Source organism: Pseudomonas sp. Irchel s3f10, from assembly GCF_900187515.1.
In the GTDB taxonomy this organism is placed as follows: Bacteria; Pseudomonadota; Gammaproteobacteria; order Pseudomonadales; family Pseudomonadaceae; genus Aquipseudomonas; species Aquipseudomonas tensinigenes.
In genome coordinates this window covers 464,027-478,625 of sequence record NZ_FYDZ01000001.1, presented here as the reverse complement: position 1 = coordinate 478,625, position 14,599 = coordinate 464,027, and the positions used below count along the sequence as shown (strand labels likewise).

The following is a 14,599-nucleotide window of genomic DNA, read 5'->3' as shown; positions in this document are numbered from 1 at the left end:
AAAGCAATGAGCGACAACATCTTCACCGGTTGCATGCCGGCCCTGATGACCCCATGCACCGCCCAGCGCAAACCGGACTTCGACGCGTTGGTGGCCAAGGGTCGCGAGCTGATCGATGTCGGCATGAGCGCCGTGGTTTATTGCGGTTCGATGGGCGACTGGCCGCTGTTGACCGAGGCTGAACGGCAGGAAGGCGTGGCGCGCCTGGTCTCTGCCGGGATTCCAACGATTGTCGGAACCGGCGCGGTGAATTCCCGTGAAGCGGTTTCCCATGCAGCGCACGCGGCGAAAGTCGGCGCGCAGGGTTTGATGGTGATTCCGCGCGTACTGTCCCGTGGTGCTTCGCCGGCCGCGCAAAAAGCCCACTTCGCCGCGATTCTGCAAGCCGCGCCGAACCTGCCGGCAGTGATCTACAACAGCCCCTACTACGGCTTCGCCACCCGCGCCGACCTGTTCTTCGAACTGCGCCGCGAGCACCCGAACCTGATCGGCTTCAAGGAGTTTGGCGGTGGCGCCGACCTGCGTTACGCCGCCGAAAACATCACCTCCAAAGATGAAGACGTGACCCTGATGGTCGGCGTCGACACCCAAGTGGTGCACGGTTTCGTCAACTGCAACGCCACCGGCGCGATCACCGGTATCGGCAACGCGCTGCCCCGCGAGGTGCTGCAACTGGTCGCGCTGAGCAAGCAAGCGGCCAAGGGTGATGCCAAGGCCCGTCGTCAGGCGCGGGAGCTGGAATCGGCGCTGGCCGTGTTGTCGTCGTTCGATGAAGGCTGCGACCTGGTGCTGTATTACAAACACCTGATGGTGCTCAACGGCGACAAGGAATACACCCTGCACTTCACCGAAACCGATGCGTTGAGCGATTCGCAGCGGCGTTATGCCGAGAAGCAGTACTCGCTGTTCCGTCACTGGTACGAGAACTGGTCGGCGGAACAGAGCTTCGCCTGACACTTCAGCCTCACCTGCCGCGATGCGTAGTGCTACGCGGCAGGCATTTCCCTTTTCATCAGGAAGACACCATGACTCTGACGGGCCACATGCTGATCGGACAGCACTCGGTTGCGGGCAATCGCGCCGCCATTCGCGGGATCAATCCGGCCACCGATGAAGCGCTGCAACCAGCGTATGCCGGTGGATCGGCCGAGCATGTCGAACAGGCCTGTGCTCTGGCTTGGGCAGCGTTCGATGTTTATCGCGAAACTACCCTGAATGTCCGCGCCGAATTTATCGAAAGCATTGCCAAGGAAATCGAAGCCCTCGGCGATGAACTGATCGAGCGTGCCCACACCGAAACCGGCCTGCCGCGTGCGCGTTTATTGGGCGAACGCGGGCGCACTTGCCAACAATTAAGAATGTTCGCCCGCACGGTCCGCGCTGGTGAGTGGCTGGATGTGCGCGTCGATAGCGCGCAACCGCAGCGCCAACCACTGCCGCGCGCGGATCTGCGTCAACGGCAGATTGCACTGGGGCCGGTTGCGGTGTTCGGCGCGAGCAATTTCCCGCTGGCGTTCTCCGTGGCCGGCGGTGACACCGCATCGGCGCTGGCCGCCGGTTGCCCGGTGATCGTCAAAGCGCACAGTGCGCATCCCGGCACCAGCGAACTGGTCGGCCGCGCAGTCGCTCGGGCGGTAAAAACCTGTGGTTTGCCGGAAGGCGTGTTCTCGTTGCTGTACGGTTCCGGCCGCGAAGTGGGCATTGCGCTGGTCACTGATCCACGGATCAAAGCAGTGGGTTTCACCGGCTCGCGCAGCGGCGGTCTGGCATTGATTCAAGCGGCGCAAGCACGGCCCGAGCCGATTCCGGTATACGCGGAAATGAGTTCGATCAATCCGGTGCTGCTGTTTCCTGCGGCGCTGGAGAATCGCACGCAGGCGTTGGCTGAAGGGTTTGTGGCGTCGCTGACGCTGGGCGCGGGCCAGTTCTGCACAAATCCGGGCTTGGTGATTGCCTTGAAAGAACCGGCGCTGGACAGATTCATTGGCGCCACCACCGAAATTATTCAACGCAGTCCGGCGCAAACGATGCTCACACCGGGCATCTTCAGTGCTTACGAATCTGCCGTGAATGCGCTGGCCGAGAATGCCAGTGCGAACATCGCGGGTGTTGGTCTAAGCGGCAACGGCCCGAATCAATGTCAGGCCCGTGTATTCGTGACCGAAGCCGCCGACTTTCTCGCCGATCACCGCCTGCAAGCTGAAGCCTTCGGTGCAGCTGCATTAATTGTGCAATGCGAAAGTGAAACTGAAATCCGCCAGGTCACCGAACATCTGGAGGGCCAGTTGACCGCGACATTGCATCTGGATGAGCAAGACCTGGAACAGGCACGCGACCTGCTGCCGACACTGGAACGCAAGGCCGGTCGGTTGCTGGTCAACGGCTGGCCCACCGGCGTCGAGGTGTGTGACGCAATGGTTCACGGCGGGCCGTTCCCGGCCACCTCAGACTCGCGCACTACATCCGTGGGTACAGCGGCAATTCTGCGTTTTCTGCGTCCGGTCTGCTATCAGGACTTCCCGGAGAACTTGCTGCCTGAAGCGTTGAAACATGACAACCCGCTGCAATTGCGACGTCTGCTCGATGGGCAAAGGGAAGCGCAGTACCATGACCAATAACGTCTCCCACGACATTGCTGTGGTCGGCGCCGGCATCATCGGCGTCGCCTGCGCACTGCGTCTGGCGCGCCAGGGATTGCGTGTGGTGGTGATTGATCAGCAGCCACCCGGCCACGGCGCCTCGTTCGGCAACGCCGGGCATCTGGCGACCGAGCAGGTGTTTCCAATTGCCGACGCGTCCATCCTCAAGCGCCTGCCAGCCATGCTGCTGGATCCGATGGGGCCATTGCGGCTGGACTGGAAATACCTGCCGCGCGCCTTGCCGTGGTTTACCCGGCTGTTGCTGAATCTGCGCCCGGCGCCTTTTCAGAATACCGTAGCAGGCTTGCGCGCCCTGAATGAAAGCAGTCTGGAGGCCTGGCAGCGCTTGCTCGCCGACATCCAGCGGCCGGACCTGCTGAAGATCGATGGATCGTTACTGGTATTCGAGCGCCCCGAATCGCGTCAGACCATCCAGGCATTACAGGCCCGGATGCATCAGCAGCAAGTGCCGGTCGACCTCTGGCAGGCCGGCGCCATACGCGACACCGCGCCGCAACTCAGCGAACAGATTCAGGGCGGCTTGTTCTTTCCGCGCACCGGGCACTTCATCGACCCGTATCGCGTGGTGTGTGAATTGGTCGAAGCGGCCAAGGCCAGCGGCGTGAGCTTCGTACAGCAGCAGGTTCAGGGTGGCTATGTGCAAGAGCACGGGGTGATGCTGACCACCGGCAATGGCGGTCTGACTGCACGCCGCGTGCTGATCGCCTGTGGCGCACATTCGGCGAAACTCACCGCCGCCCTCGCCGGCAAAAAAGTACCGCTGGACACCGAGCGCGGGTATCACCTGATGCTGCCTCAGGAACACGACCGACTGCCCTTCCCCGTGACCTCGCTGGAACGCAAGTTCATCATGACGCCGATGTCCGAAGGGTTGCGTCTGGCCGGCACCGTTGAGTTCGCCGGGCTGGAAAAGCCACCGAGCATGGAACGCGCGTGGCAGTTGCATCGGTTGAGTCAGGGCTTGTTTCGCCAGGATCTGAGTGCTGAAGCGGCGACGCCGTGGATGGGTTTTCGACCGTCGTTACCGGATTCGTTGCCGGTGATTGATCAGGTGTGTGAGGGCAAGGTGTTGCTTGCGTTCGGGCATCAGCATCTGGGGCTGACACAGGCGGCGGTGACAGCGGAGATGGTGGTGCGGATGGCTCGGCCAGCAACGACGCATCAGGTGACTGATCTGACGGCAGATGAACGCTTCAGACTCGATCGTTTCTGAACGGCGGGTGCCGATGTGATTGAGCGTCTGCCCTCAAGTGATCGGTTGTAACGCTTCTATCAGCGCTCCTGACAACATTGCAACTAGCCGTTCCGCAGGGAGCATCAGCTCCCCTTTTCATACAGCGCCAATATCATCAACCAGACATTGTTCCCACGGCGGACAAGGAGACCACGCGTCTAAAAGCTTATCGATGAACAGGCGGATCTTGGGCGAAAGATGTCGTTTGCTGGGATAGATGATCCGGATGGGTTCTGCGGCCTCAGCGTATTCTTCGAGCAGTTGAACAAGCTTGCCGCTGCGTAGTTGGTGGCTCACTACGTACGACGGCAGTGTCGCAATACCCAAGCCCGCCATCGCGCACTCATGCAGCGCTTCCGCGCTGTCCATCTGTAGCCGCCCACCTTGAGTAAAGGCAACCGCTTGGCCGTCTACTCGAAAATTCCATGGAAGTAATCGTCCCCCGCTGACGAAATGCAGACATTCGTGCGTGGACAGTTCTTCGGGCGTTTGCGGCCGTGGATGCTCAGCCAGATAGTGGGGTGAAGCACAGGTGATCATCTGCTGGTACGCCACGGTGCGTGTCAGCAATCGAGAATCCTCTTTCGGCGGGCCAATTCGCATGGCCAGATCAAACCCCTCATCAATGAGGTCTACCAGTCGGTCGGAAAACGTAACGTCGACACTTAGCGAAGGCCAGTCCTTCAGACAGCATTCGATATGCGGGAGAACGTGAAGCCTACCCAGTGCGACCGGCAGACTCATACGCAATCGCCCACTGGGTGTCGAGCGACGAAACGCCAGTGCATCTTCGACATCGTCAAGATCTTGAAGGATGCCAACGCAGCGCTCGTAGAGAACCTGACCGTCGTCCGTCAGGCTCAGACTGCGGGTTGTGCGGTTGAGTAACCGCACTTGCAATCGAGCTTCCAGCCTGACAATCGATTTACCCACTGCCGAACGAGTGAGACCTAATTGCTTGGCAGCTGCGGTAAAGCTTCCGGCATTTACAGAACTCACAAAAGCCGCGATGTCGTTCAGGTTATGAATTTCCATACTTCCTCACTCGATCAACGTTCGGGCGCCCCGGCACTCGCTATGGGGAACCCTATTCCCCAATCAAGAGAATAGTATCTCAATTAGCTAATCCAACGCCCTCCTTCAATCGAGATCACTATGAATACGAAAGTAAAAGCAGCCGTTCAAACCTGGGCCAACAGCCTGAGCGATTTGATACCTGTCCTCAAAGGCATTGATACCACCACGAAAATGAGCGATATCCGCGACGCCTACGCAGGAATGCTCGCGCAAAATCCAGCGCCCACCGGCGTCAGGTTCGAAGCAGTCGACATGGGCGGTGTTCCAGGGACCCTGGTGACACCCGATGAAGTCAAGACCGACGCAGTTGTGATGTACATCCATGGCGGGGCGTATATTGTCGGCCGTCCAGATGGCTACCACGGCATTGGTGGCAACTACGCGAAAATGCTGGGTGCTCGTGTATACATGCCTGACTACCGCCTGGCCCCGGAGCACAAATTCCCCGCATCCATCGACGACACACTGCGCGCCTACGAATGGTTGCTTGAGCAGAAAATCCCGGCTGAAAAAATCGCGTTTTCCGGCGAGTCGGCTGGCGGCGCAATGGTAGTAAGCGTGATGGTGGCGGCCAAATCCAAAGGGCTTGCGTTACCTGCGGTGGGTTCTTCGATCTCGCCTTGGGCAAATCTCGAACACACCGGCGCCTCTATGAGCAACCGTGAGGGCCTGGATCCGCTGAATTCCAAGCCTGTTCTGGATATTCTTGCCAGAACATTCCTTGGCGAGACACTGGCCAACCATCCTCTGGCATCGCCGGTTTTCGCGGACGTCACTGGACTCCCACCCATTCTGATTCAGATTGGCGAGAACGAGCTGATGCTGAGTGACGCGATGCGGCTTGCCACCCATCTGGCGGACAACCGTGTCCGAGTCAATCTCGAGGTATGGCCTGCCATGTTCCACGCCTGGCACTTCTACTCTGCCATGCTGCCAGAAGGTCAACAGGCAATGGAGAGCTCAGTACGTTTCATTGAGGCGGGTCTGGCCGAAGCCAATCGCTGAGTAGAAACTCAGACTGCGGGAGCTTTTCAGTTCCCGCAATTCTGTCTTCAATAGAGCGTCGGCAAGGCAAAACAAGTAAAGAGCGATTGACCGGTTACGTTGCCCGCCGCACTAATCGTAAAACGCCTCAACCAACACCCGGCTGCCGACAAAAAAACTGTCCGCCACCAAGCGCAACGGCTGCACATCCAGGTCACTTGCCTTGTCGCCAATCAACTGCTGAAAATGCCGATACACCGCTGCGTACTCACCCTCCTCCGACACCGCCTGGCGCACACCGTCAATGCTCAACAGCGCACCACCGTTATCCAGGCGCAACATGCCTTCAGCGCAACGCACCTCGATACTCCACAGCTCATCATGGCCATGGTCGAAGTCGAACTCCGCACGCACATCGAGTTGATGCGCATCAGCCATTTTGATCGACGCAGCAATCGGCGATTGGCAGTTGTTCGGTACGCGCAGCTCAGCGGATTCGACAAACAGCGGCAGCTTCAGCAGATGGGTGACGATCGACAAGGCATTGATGCCCGGATCAAATACGCCGAGACCGCCGGGTTGCCAGATCCAGGTCTGCCCGGGGTGCCATTTGCGTACATCTTCTTTCCAGTCGATCTGCACGCTTTGCAGCGTGCGCGAGGCGAGCCAGTCGCGCGCGGCTTCGATACCGGGCGCATAGCGTGAATGCCAGGCAAACAAGGCGCTGACGCCCTGCTCTGCTGCCTGATCAACCAAGGCCAATGCCTCACCCAAAGTGGCACACGGTGGTTTTTCCACCAACACGTGTTTGCCGGCGGCCAGCGCTTGCTGCACCAGGGCAAAACGACCTTGCGGCGGCGTGCAGAAGGCAATCGCGTCAACCTGCGGACCGTTTTCCAGCAGCTCGCTCAACGAACGGAAATTTTCGACACCGGGGCAAGGCTGGCCTTGGGTAGCGACGGAGACCAACTGGAAAGCCGGATTGGCGAGGATCGCCGGGACGTGTTGATCCTGGGCAATCTTGCCGTAGCCCACCAGACCGAGACGGATTGGTTGCATCAATGACTCCTGTTTTGATTTTGTTGTCGTCAGTGAACCGGGAGATTACCTGCAAACGCCACCAGCGTCTGTCCGCGCAATGTCACAACAACGCACAGGATCAGGCAAGGATTGCACAGGAATGCACTAGTGCCCGCAGCGCTGGAAAAGAAACAATGCCTTACGACAAACCGATCGAGGATGTTCCCATGCTTGTACAAGCCTACGGCGCCCACGCGGGCGACAAACCCCTTGAACCGATGCAGATAAACCGCCGCGCGCCGGCCGCCCATGATGTGCAGATCGATATCGCCTTTTGTGGCATCTGCCATTCGGATCTGCACCAGGTGCGCGCGGAATGGGCCGGTACACAATTCCCATGCGTACCGGGGCATGAAATCGTCGGTCGCGTTTCCGCCGTCGGCGCACATGTGTCGGACTATAAGGTCGGTGATCTGGTCGGCGTCGGTTGCATCGTCGACAGCTGCAAACATTGCGATGACTGCGAAAGCGGTCTGGAAAACTATTGCGACGGCATGATCGGCACCTACAACTTCCCGACCGCGGATGCGCCGGGCTGGACGCTGGGCGGCTACTCGCAAAACATCGTTGTGCATGAACGCTACGTGTTGCGCATCCGTCATCCTGAAGCGCAACTGGCCGCCGTCGCACCGCTGCTGTGCGCGGGCATCACCACCTACTCGCCGCTGCGTCACTGGAATGCGGGACCGGGCAAGAAAGTCGGCGTGGTTGGCATCGGTGGCCTCGGCCACATGGGCATCAAACTGGCTCACGCTCTGGGCGCCCACGTTGTCGCATTCACTACCTCTGAATCCAAACGCGAAGCGGCCAAAGCGCTTGGCGCCGATGAGGTTGTGGTGTCGCGCAATGCCGAAGAAATGGCCGCACACGCCAAGAGCTTCGACCTGATCCTCAACACCGTCGCCGCGCCGCACGATCTCGATGCATTCCTGGTGCTGCTCAAGCGCGATGGTGCGTTGACGCTGGTCGGCGCGCCTGCGACGTCGCATCCTTCGCCGAACGTGTTCAACCTGATCATGAAGCGCCGCACGATTGCCGGCTCGATGATCGGCGGCATTGCCGAAACTCAGGAAATGCTCGATTTCTGTGCCGAGCACGGCATCGTTTCCGACATCGAACTGATCCGCGCCGACCAGATCAACGACGCCTACGAGCGCATGCTCAAGGGTGACGTGAAGTATCGTTTCGTGATCGACAACGCAACGTTGGCGGGCTAAGCGCAAACGGCTGATTGGCAGCAAGGTGTTGCCAGTCAGCCGTTGAATTCCGTCGCTGGGATTTGACAGGCCCGGCGATGCTCGCCAGAGTCGCACCCCTTTGCCTGCCATCAGGCCGCAGGATTGTGTTGAACAGGGGTTGCCGTTGAACGAACAGACATTGTCCATGCGCCTTGAGCGCGTGGCTGCACACGTGCCGGCCGGCGCGCGGCTGGCCGATATCGGCTCGGATCACGGCTATCTGCCGGTGGCGCTGATGCGCCGTGGCTTGATCGCAGCAGCCGTGGCGGGTGAAGTCGCGTCCACGCCGTTCCATGCGGCCACACGCACCGTGCGCGAGAATGATCTGCAACAGCACATCAGCGTGCGCTTGGCCAATGGTCTGGCAGCAATCAAACCTGACGACGGCATCACCGCCATCACGATCTGCGGCATGGGCGGCGAAACCATCCGCGACATCCTCGACAACGGCAAGGCCCACCTCAACGGCCAGGAACGTCTGATCCTGCAACCCAACGGCGGCGAACAACCGTTGCGCCATTGGCTGATGGAAAACGGCTACCGCATCCTCAGCGAAGAGCTTCTGCGGGAAAACCGCTTCGACTACGAAATCATCGTCGCCGAACGCGCCGAACCGGTGACCTATACCGACCAGGAGCTGTATTTCGGCCCCTTGCAGATGCAGGCCCGCAGCCCCGAGTTTCTGCGCAAATGGCAGCACAAACTTCACCATAAGCAGAAGACGCTGAGCCAGCTCGCCCATGCTCAACAAAGCCTGCCAGAGCAAAAGTTGCAAGACCTCAAACAACAGACACGCTGGATTACCGAGCTGCTGGCCTGAGCGCCAGCGTTACTCACTGAGACGGCGCGTGCACAGCATGACTGCTCGCGCGCCCTAACTTGATACACCGCATCACAAATGATGTACCTCAAACCCCATTTATCAACTCCCACCCTCCTCTTAAAGTTCTCTCCAACAGCCGCCCATCACTTCGACGGGCCAGCGACTGGAGAGTCCTCAAATGCCTTTCATCAGCGTACGCATCACCCGTGACGGCGTGACCCGGGAACAGAAAGCCCAGGTCATCAAAGAGATCACCGAAACGATGCAGCGGGTGCTGCACAAGGATCCGAAACTCACCCACATCGTGATCGAGGAAGTCGACACCGATAACTGGGGTTACGCCGGCATCACCACCACCGAATATCGCCAACAGTTGGCGGACTCGCAGTCATGAGCCGGGCCGTGAAAATCGATTTCGTCTCGGATGTCGTTTGCCCCTGGTGCGCGTTGGGTGCTACCGCTCTGGAGCAAGCGATCCGGAATCTGGCGGGCGAAGTCGACGTGGAGCTGACCTACAAACCGTTCGAACTGAACCCCGACATGCCCGCCGAAGGTGAACACGCCATCGAGCACATGATGCGCAAATACGGGCGCAGCGCTGAGCAAGTGGCGGATCGCAACGCGATGATCATCGAACGCGGCGAGCAGATCGGTTTTCACTTCGACCTGGAAAAGCGCAGCCACTTCCACAACACCTTCGACGCCCATCGATTGCTGTTCTGGGCCGCCACACAAGGACGTCAGCGTGAGTTGAAGCAAGCCTTGCTCAAGGCCTACTTCACTGACGGCATGAACTCGAACGACCACGCCACGCTGGTGACACTGGCAGGCGCAGTCGGGCTCGACAGCCAGCGTGCGCGGGAGATTCTGGCCAACGCTGAATTCAGCCAGGCCGTGCGCGAACTTGAACGGTTTTACCAGCAGCGCGGCATCGATTCGGTTCCGGCCATGGTCCTTGATGACAAACAGGTCATCCCCGGTTCCCAGTCCGTCGCTTATTACGAGCAAGCGTTACGTCAAGCCGCGCAGATTGCGGCTCACGCCTGACTTCCGAAATCCGTTTATTCAAACCATCCAGATTGCATGAGGAAACATCATGAGCACGTCCAAAAAAGTTGTAGTGATCACCGGCGCCTCGCAAGGCATTGGCGCAGGTCTGGTCAAGGGTTTCCGTGAACGCGGCTATCAGGTTGTCGCGACCTCGCGCTCGATCAAACCGTCCACCGACCCGGATATTCTCGCCGTCGCCGGTGACATCGCCGACCCGCAGACCGCCGAGCGCGTGATCCGCGAAGCCGTTGCTCGCTTCGGGCGCATCGACACGCTGGTCAACAATGCCGGGATTTTCGTCGCCAAGCCTTTCACCGAATACAGCAAGGAAGACTACGCACAAGTGGTAGCGACCAACATGAGCGGCTTCTTCCACATCTCGCAATTGGCCATTGCCGAAATGGAGAAAAACGCCAGCGGCCACATCGTCAGCGTCACCACCAGCTTGGTCGATCATGCGATTGATGGCGTGCCGTCGGTGCTCGCTTCGCTGACCAAGGGTGGCATCAACGCGGCAACCAAGTCGCTGGCCATCGAGTACGCCAAGCGCGGCATTCGGGTCAATGCGGTATCGCCGGGCATCATCAAAACGCCGATGCACGGCGAAGAGACCCACGCTGCCCTCGGCAGCTTGCATCCGGTTGGTCACATGGGCGAAATCGACGACATCGTGCAAGCGATCCTTTACCTGGACAGCGCGAACTTCGTGACCGGCGAAATCCTCCATGTCGATGGTGGTCAAAGCGCTGGCCATTGATACCTCCACGCAGCACTGCCGGTGTGTACCGGCGGTGCCGCTTCATGAGATAAGCCTGAGAATGAACCGTCAGTTGATCCTCGGTGTACTCACATGAAGCGCCACTTTGAAGACTTGCAGTTAGGCAGCATCGAACTCTTTTGCCTCGCCGCTGAAGCCGGCAGTTTCACCGCCGCCGCGCAGCTCGCCGGTGTAACTCCGGCCGCCGTGAGCCGGTCGATTCTTCGCCTCGAAAAAAGATTGGGTTCACGCTTGTTTGCCCGCACCACGCGCAGCATTCGCTTGACCGAGGCTGGTAGAAACTTTTTCGTCCAGTGCAGCCAGGCCCTGACCCAACTGGTCGAGGCGCAACAAGAAGTCATGGGCGCACAGTCATCACCGTCCGGTCAGTTGCGCATCAGCCTGCCCACCACTTACGGGCATCACCGTATCCTGCCGCTGCTCCCCAAATTCCGCGCGCTCTATCCCGCCGTCAGCGTCGACATCCACTTGGGCAACCGCAATATCGACTTTGTCGGCGAAGGCTACGATCTGGCGATACGTGTTCGTGCCCAACCGGATTCGACCATGGTTGCGCGGCTGCTGGAGGACGCAAAACTGGTGGTGGTCGCCTCCCCCGATTATCTGAAAAAGGCTGGCACACCAAAGACGCTTGAGGATCTGGTGCAACACGAATGCATTCAGTTCGAACTGCCCAGCAGCGGGCGGCGGATTTCCTGGCTGTTTCAGGAAAATGGCCACGATCGTGAGGTGTTTTCCGACGGCGGTTACTCCTGCTCCGATGACGTGCTCGGCGGTGTCACCCTGGCCAAGCATGGTGCCGGGGTATTCCAGACGTACAAGTTCATTGTCGAAAAAGAGTTGGCCGACGGCAGCCTGGTCGAGGTTCTTCAGCCGTACGCCGGACGTTCGCGACCTTACACCTTGCTCTACCCGCACGGCCGCTATGTGCCGCAACGGGTCAGGGCGTTTGTCGATTTTCTGTTGCAGTTTCGTGATGAGTGGGCGCAGGTGTAACGCTGAACAAGGAATAAATCGGTTGAAAGGCGTTTCGTAGCCAACCCGAACAACGCGATGTTCTTGCCGATAACCGGGGGCTGCTGGAAAATTTACAGAGCCGGCGCCATGCTATGCTCTGAGGGAGAAAACGAGGGTTTCAAATGACTAGTCCAGCCACTGGCGGCGTTGCGAATGAAGTCCGCAAACTCGCCCAAAAGCATAAGGTTACCGCTGAGCGTGACAACATGAGCTGCATGGCCGCGACCATTACTCGCCTGGCAGGTGATGCTGTCGAGCTGGATGGCATTGAGCAATTGCTCGTCAATCTCAAGCGTAAAGGTGTTCTCAACAAAGCAGAAATCATGGCTCTTCAAGGTCGCTACCTCCAGGAAAAAAGGCGTTGCAAAAGGCAGCTTAGCGCATGACTTTTGACCCCTTCGGCGATTTCGAGACTGAAGGTTATCTTCAAAACTCGCTCAAACTGAAAGACCCTCTTGAAGTCAAAGAGTCCGAGCATCTCTCCTTTATAAGAGCCTGGATGATCCCGAGGTTCAGCGACTTTATAAAGCGTATCGAGCAACGCCTCTTGAATGATCCGCGCTCCCCGTGGTGTCGCTGTTGAATTCCGGGGTCTGACTTCGCGATGAACAAAAAGCCTGCTTTTCAGGGCAGGCTTTTCGTCCGCAGCACGCAGGCTTACTTCTGCTGAGCGGTCAGCGCCGAGTAGCTGTTCATCAGGTTGCGGTAGTTCGGGATCCGCTGCGACAGCAAGTTACCCAGCCCTTCAATGTCGTTGCGCCAGTCGCGGTGCAGCTCACAGGCCACCGAGAACCAGTTCATCATCTGTGCGCCCGCCTGCGTCATGCGGCTCCACGCGGCTTGTTGCACGGTGGTGTTGAAAGTGCCGGACGCATCAGTCACCACAAACACATCAAACCCTTCCGCCAGCGCCGACAAGGTCGGGAACGCTACGCAGACATCTGTCACCACGCCGGCGATGATGATCTGCTTGCGACCGGTGGCCTTGATCGCCTTCACGAAGTCTTCGTTGTCCCAAGCGTTGATCTGACCTGGACGAGCGATGTACGGCGCGTCCGGGAACATCTCTTTCAGCTCTGGCACCAGCGGGCCGTTCGGGCCTTGTTCGAAACTGGTGGTGAGGATGGTCGGCAGTTCGAAGAACTTGGCCAGATCCGCCAGGGCCAGCACGTTGTTCTTGAACTCGTTTGGCGAGAAGTCCTGCACCAGGGAAATAAGGCCGGTCTGGTGGTCGACCAGCAGCACGATGGCGTCGTCTTTGTTCAGGCGGTTATAGGTTGGAGTGGTCATGGTCTGCTTCCCTTTTGAGTTTTAGAAGTTGTTGTTGCGTTCAAGTTGGGTACAGATTACTGACGCACAGGGACGGGATAAATCGGCTGAAAAGCGTTTCACCGTCCACTCGAAAGGGACAATTTTCCGGCTGCCGGTGAGTCTGAAAAACTGGCACCACTGACAAACCTGCGCGGAGCAGTCACGGGGTCATTTATCAGCTGCAGGTCCCCGCGCCGTGCTGTCGCGCTTGGTCAATGCGAACGGCAACACCACATGCCGTTGCGGCAACGGCTGTTTCTCGATCAGCGCAATCAGCATTTCCACGGCTTTCTCGCCGAACATTTCGGCGGGCTGGGCAATGGTCGTCAGCGGTGGATCGCAGTACGCGGCCATTGGAATATCGTCGAATCCGGCGAGAGAAATATCCTCCGGCACGCGCAGCCCCTGCTCTTTGATCCGCTTGAGCGCGCCGATGGCCATTTCGTCATTTTCACAAAACAGCGCGCTCGGTCGGCTGTCGAGCGCGAGCAGTTTCCCGGCACCTGAATAGCCCGCATCCAGGGTGAAATCGCCGTGACAGATGAGCGTGTTGTCCAGCGCAAGACCGGCATCGCGCAGGGCCGCTTCATACCCCGCCAGACGATCACGCGTGAGCGGGCTGCCTTTGGGTCCTTTGATCAGTCCGATGCGCTGATGCCCCATCGCGATCAGGTGCTCGGTCATGGCTTTGGCCGCCGCAACGTTATCCAGACTGATCGTTGGATGCCGTCCGTGCCGGATGACTTCGCAGGCATTGACGATCGGGGTCAGTGCTGGCTCGGCGGCAGATTCTTCGAAGGGATCATAGGCGCGCAACTGAATGACGCCATCGGCTTGATGGGCGTGCACCAGATCAGCGAACTGGCGCTCAAGTGATGCCTGGCCCTGGGTGTCGCACAACAGCAACCGGTAACCGGCGGCCTGCGCGGCTTTTTGTGCGCCGCTGATCACTTTGGCGAAAAAGGTGTTGGCAATGGTCGGGACCAGAATCACCAGGTTTCCCGTTCTACGCGAGCGAAACTGCACCGCCATCAAATTCGGTCGATAGCCGGTTTGCTGGACGGCGGCCATGACCCGCTCGCGGGTATCGGGCAGCACCCGCTCGGGGGACTTCAATGTTCTCGACACCGTTGCCACCGAGACACCCGCCAGCCGTGCCACTTCGCGGATATTGGACAAGACTGCCTCGCTCTTTCAATCAAATCGGCCGTCGAGCTTACCGCACAGCGTCACGCGCCGAAACGTTGGCATTCGTCAGACGCGGTTTGACACCCGGTAATTTCAGGCCTAGATTTCGCCCACGATGTAACCGGTTACATCATCGATATTCCGCACGACTCCACTGAG

15 protein-coding genes and 1 pseudogene are annotated in these 14,599 nt (G+C 59.0%); 12 read left to right on the top strand and 4 right to left on the bottom strand.

The genetic code is table 11. From position 1 onward, the window contains the following. Positions 1–6: 6 nt before the first annotated feature. The 3 genes from CKW17_RS02085 (at position 7) to CKW17_RS02075 (ending at position 3,873) form a co-directional block, all read left to right on the top strand. Positions 7–954, top strand: coding sequence for a dihydrodipicolinate synthase family protein (locus CKW17_RS02085; RefSeq protein WP_095118480.1), 948 nt, complete (start codon positions 7–9; stop codon positions 952–954). A 71-nt stretch (positions 955–1,025) separates the two neighbouring features. Continuing rightward, positions 1,026–2,618: an aldehyde dehydrogenase (NADP(+)) gene (locus CKW17_RS02080; protein WP_095118479.1), complete on the top strand. Its 1,593-nt coding sequence runs from the start codon at positions 1,026–1,028 to the stop codon at positions 2,616–2,618. Then, a complete protein-coding gene (locus CKW17_RS02075) occupies positions 2,608–3,873 on the top strand; it encodes an FAD-binding oxidoreductase (protein ID WP_095118478.1) in 1,266 nt (421 codons plus the stop codon). Before CKW17_RS02080 ends, CKW17_RS02075 begins: the two co-directional genes overlap by 11 nt. A 117-nt stretch (positions 3,874–3,990) precedes the next feature. Here the strand turns inward: CKW17_RS02075 and CKW17_RS02070 are convergent, their stop codons facing one another. After that, positions 3,991–4,929, bottom strand: coding sequence for a LysR family transcriptional regulator (locus CKW17_RS02070; RefSeq protein WP_077572477.1), 939 nt, complete (start codon positions 4,927–4,929; stop codon positions 3,991–3,993). A 120-nt stretch (positions 4,930–5,049) separates the two neighbouring features. Here CKW17_RS02070 and CKW17_RS02065 point away from each other — a divergent pair, with 120 nt between their 5' ends. Then, positions 5,050–5,976: an alpha/beta hydrolase gene (locus CKW17_RS02065; protein WP_176470020.1), complete on the top strand. Its 927-nt coding sequence runs from the start codon at positions 5,050–5,052 to the stop codon at positions 5,974–5,976. Positions 5,977–6,087: 111 nt separating this feature from the next. On the opposite strand, the gene CKW17_RS02060 is transcribed toward CKW17_RS02065, so the two are convergent. Then, complete coding sequence (locus tag CKW17_RS02060) at positions 6,088–7,014, bottom strand: Gfo/Idh/MocA family protein (RefSeq protein ID WP_095118477.1); 927 nt, start codon at positions 7,012–7,014, stop codon at positions 6,088–6,090. 188 nt (positions 7,015–7,202) lie between these two features. Between CKW17_RS02060 and CKW17_RS02055 the strand changes: the two genes are divergently transcribed. From CKW17_RS02055 to CKW17_RS02020, 8 genes and pseudogenes are all read left to right on the top strand, one after another. Next, positions 7,203–8,252, top strand: a complete 1,050-nt coding sequence (locus CKW17_RS02055) for an NAD(P)-dependent alcohol dehydrogenase (protein ID WP_095119013.1) — start codon at positions 7,203–7,205, stop codon at positions 8,250–8,252. A 145-nt stretch (positions 8,253–8,397) separates the two neighbouring features. Continuing rightward, positions 8,398–9,093 carry a tRNA (adenine(22)-N(1))-methyltransferase TrmK gene (locus tag CKW17_RS02050; protein ID WP_305883371.1) on the top strand — a complete coding sequence of 232 codons (696 nt, stop codon included), beginning with the start codon at positions 8,398–8,400 and terminating at the stop codon, positions 9,091–9,093. A gap of 181 nt (positions 9,094–9,274) precedes the next feature. Further along, the gene (locus tag CKW17_RS02045; protein WP_016987787.1) at positions 9,275–9,490 is read left to right on the top strand and encodes a 4-oxalocrotonate tautomerase family protein; all 216 of its coding nucleotides are present in this window, start codon (positions 9,275–9,277) and stop codon (positions 9,488–9,490) included. Then, on the top strand, positions 9,487–10,143 hold the full coding sequence (locus CKW17_RS02040; protein WP_095118475.1) for a DsbA family oxidoreductase: 657 nt from the start codon (positions 9,487–9,489) through the stop codon (positions 10,141–10,143). Before CKW17_RS02045 ends, CKW17_RS02040 begins: the two co-directional genes overlap by 4 nt. Before the next feature lie 49 nt (positions 10,144–10,192). Then, a complete protein-coding gene (locus tag CKW17_RS02035; protein ID WP_095118474.1) occupies positions 10,193–10,903 on the top strand; it encodes an SDR family NAD(P)-dependent oxidoreductase in 711 nt (236 codons plus the stop codon). 93 nt (positions 10,904–10,996) lie between these two features. Next, on the top strand, positions 10,997–11,920 hold the full coding sequence (locus CKW17_RS02030) for a LysR family transcriptional regulator (protein WP_095118473.1): 924 nt from the start codon (positions 10,997–10,999) through the stop codon (positions 11,918–11,920). A gap of 143 nt (positions 11,921–12,063) precedes the next feature. Beyond that, a complete protein-coding gene (locus CKW17_RS02025; RefSeq protein ID WP_095118472.1) occupies positions 12,064–12,327 on the top strand; it encodes a hypothetical protein in 264 nt (87 codons plus the stop codon). After that, positions 12,324–12,428: pseudogene (locus CKW17_RS02020) on the top strand (cell filamentation protein Fic); the annotation flags it as partial. The gene CKW17_RS02025 and the pseudogene CKW17_RS02020, both read left to right, overlap by 4 nt. A gap of 170 nt (positions 12,429–12,598) precedes the next feature. Here the strand turns inward: CKW17_RS02020 and ycaC are convergent. Further along, positions 12,599–13,231, bottom strand: a complete 633-nt coding sequence (ycaC, locus tag CKW17_RS02015; protein WP_007916011.1) for an isochorismate family cysteine hydrolase YcaC — start codon at positions 13,229–13,231, stop codon at positions 12,599–12,601. 189 nt (positions 13,232–13,420) lie between these two features. Then, complete coding sequence (locus tag CKW17_RS02010) at positions 13,421–14,431, bottom strand: LacI family DNA-binding transcriptional regulator (RefSeq protein ID WP_095118471.1); 1,011 nt, start codon at positions 14,429–14,431, stop codon at positions 13,421–13,423. Between the last annotated feature and the right edge of the window lie 168 nt (positions 14,432–14,599).

Excerpts from the sequence above, each read along its gene's own strand:
- CKW17_RS02085 (WP_095118480.1), top strand. The coding sequence starts at position 7 with ATGAGCGACAACATCTTCACCGGTTGCATGCCGGCCCTGATGACCCCA.
- CKW17_RS02080 (WP_095118479.1), top strand. The coding sequence starts at position 1,026 with ATGACTCTGACGGGCCACATGCTGATCGGACAGCACTCGGTTGCGGGC.
- CKW17_RS02075 (WP_095118478.1), top strand. The coding sequence starts at position 2,608 with ATGACCAATAACGTCTCCCACGACATTGCTGTGGTCGGCGCCGGCATC.
- CKW17_RS02070 (WP_077572477.1), bottom strand. The coding sequence starts at position 4,929 with ATGGAAATTCATAACCTGAACGACATCGCGGCTTTTGTGAGTTCTGTA.
- CKW17_RS02065 (WP_176470020.1), top strand. The coding sequence starts at position 5,050 with ATGAATACGAAAGTAAAAGCAGCCGTTCAAACCTGGGCCAACAGCCTG.
- CKW17_RS02060 (WP_095118477.1), bottom strand. The coding sequence starts at position 7,014 with ATGCAACCAATCCGTCTCGGTCTGGTGGGCTACGGCAAGATTGCCCAG.
- CKW17_RS02055 (WP_095119013.1), top strand. The coding sequence starts at position 7,203 with ATGCTTGTACAAGCCTACGGCGCCCACGCGGGCGACAAACCCCTTGAA.
- CKW17_RS02045 (WP_016987787.1), top strand. The coding sequence starts at position 9,275 with ATGCCTTTCATCAGCGTACGCATCACCCGTGACGGCGTGACCCGGGAA.
- CKW17_RS02040 (WP_095118475.1), top strand. The coding sequence starts at position 9,487 with ATGAGCCGGGCCGTGAAAATCGATTTCGTCTCGGATGTCGTTTGCCCC.
- CKW17_RS02035 (WP_095118474.1), top strand. The coding sequence starts at position 10,193 with ATGAGCACGTCCAAAAAAGTTGTAGTGATCACCGGCGCCTCGCAAGGC.
- CKW17_RS02030 (WP_095118473.1), top strand. The coding sequence starts at position 10,997 with ATGAAGCGCCACTTTGAAGACTTGCAGTTAGGCAGCATCGAACTCTTT.
- CKW17_RS02025 (WP_095118472.1), top strand. The coding sequence starts at position 12,064 with ATGACTAGTCCAGCCACTGGCGGCGTTGCGAATGAAGTCCGCAAACTC.
- ycaC (WP_007916011.1), bottom strand. The coding sequence starts at position 13,231 with ATGACCACTCCAACCTATAACCGCCTGAACAAAGACGACGCCATCGTG.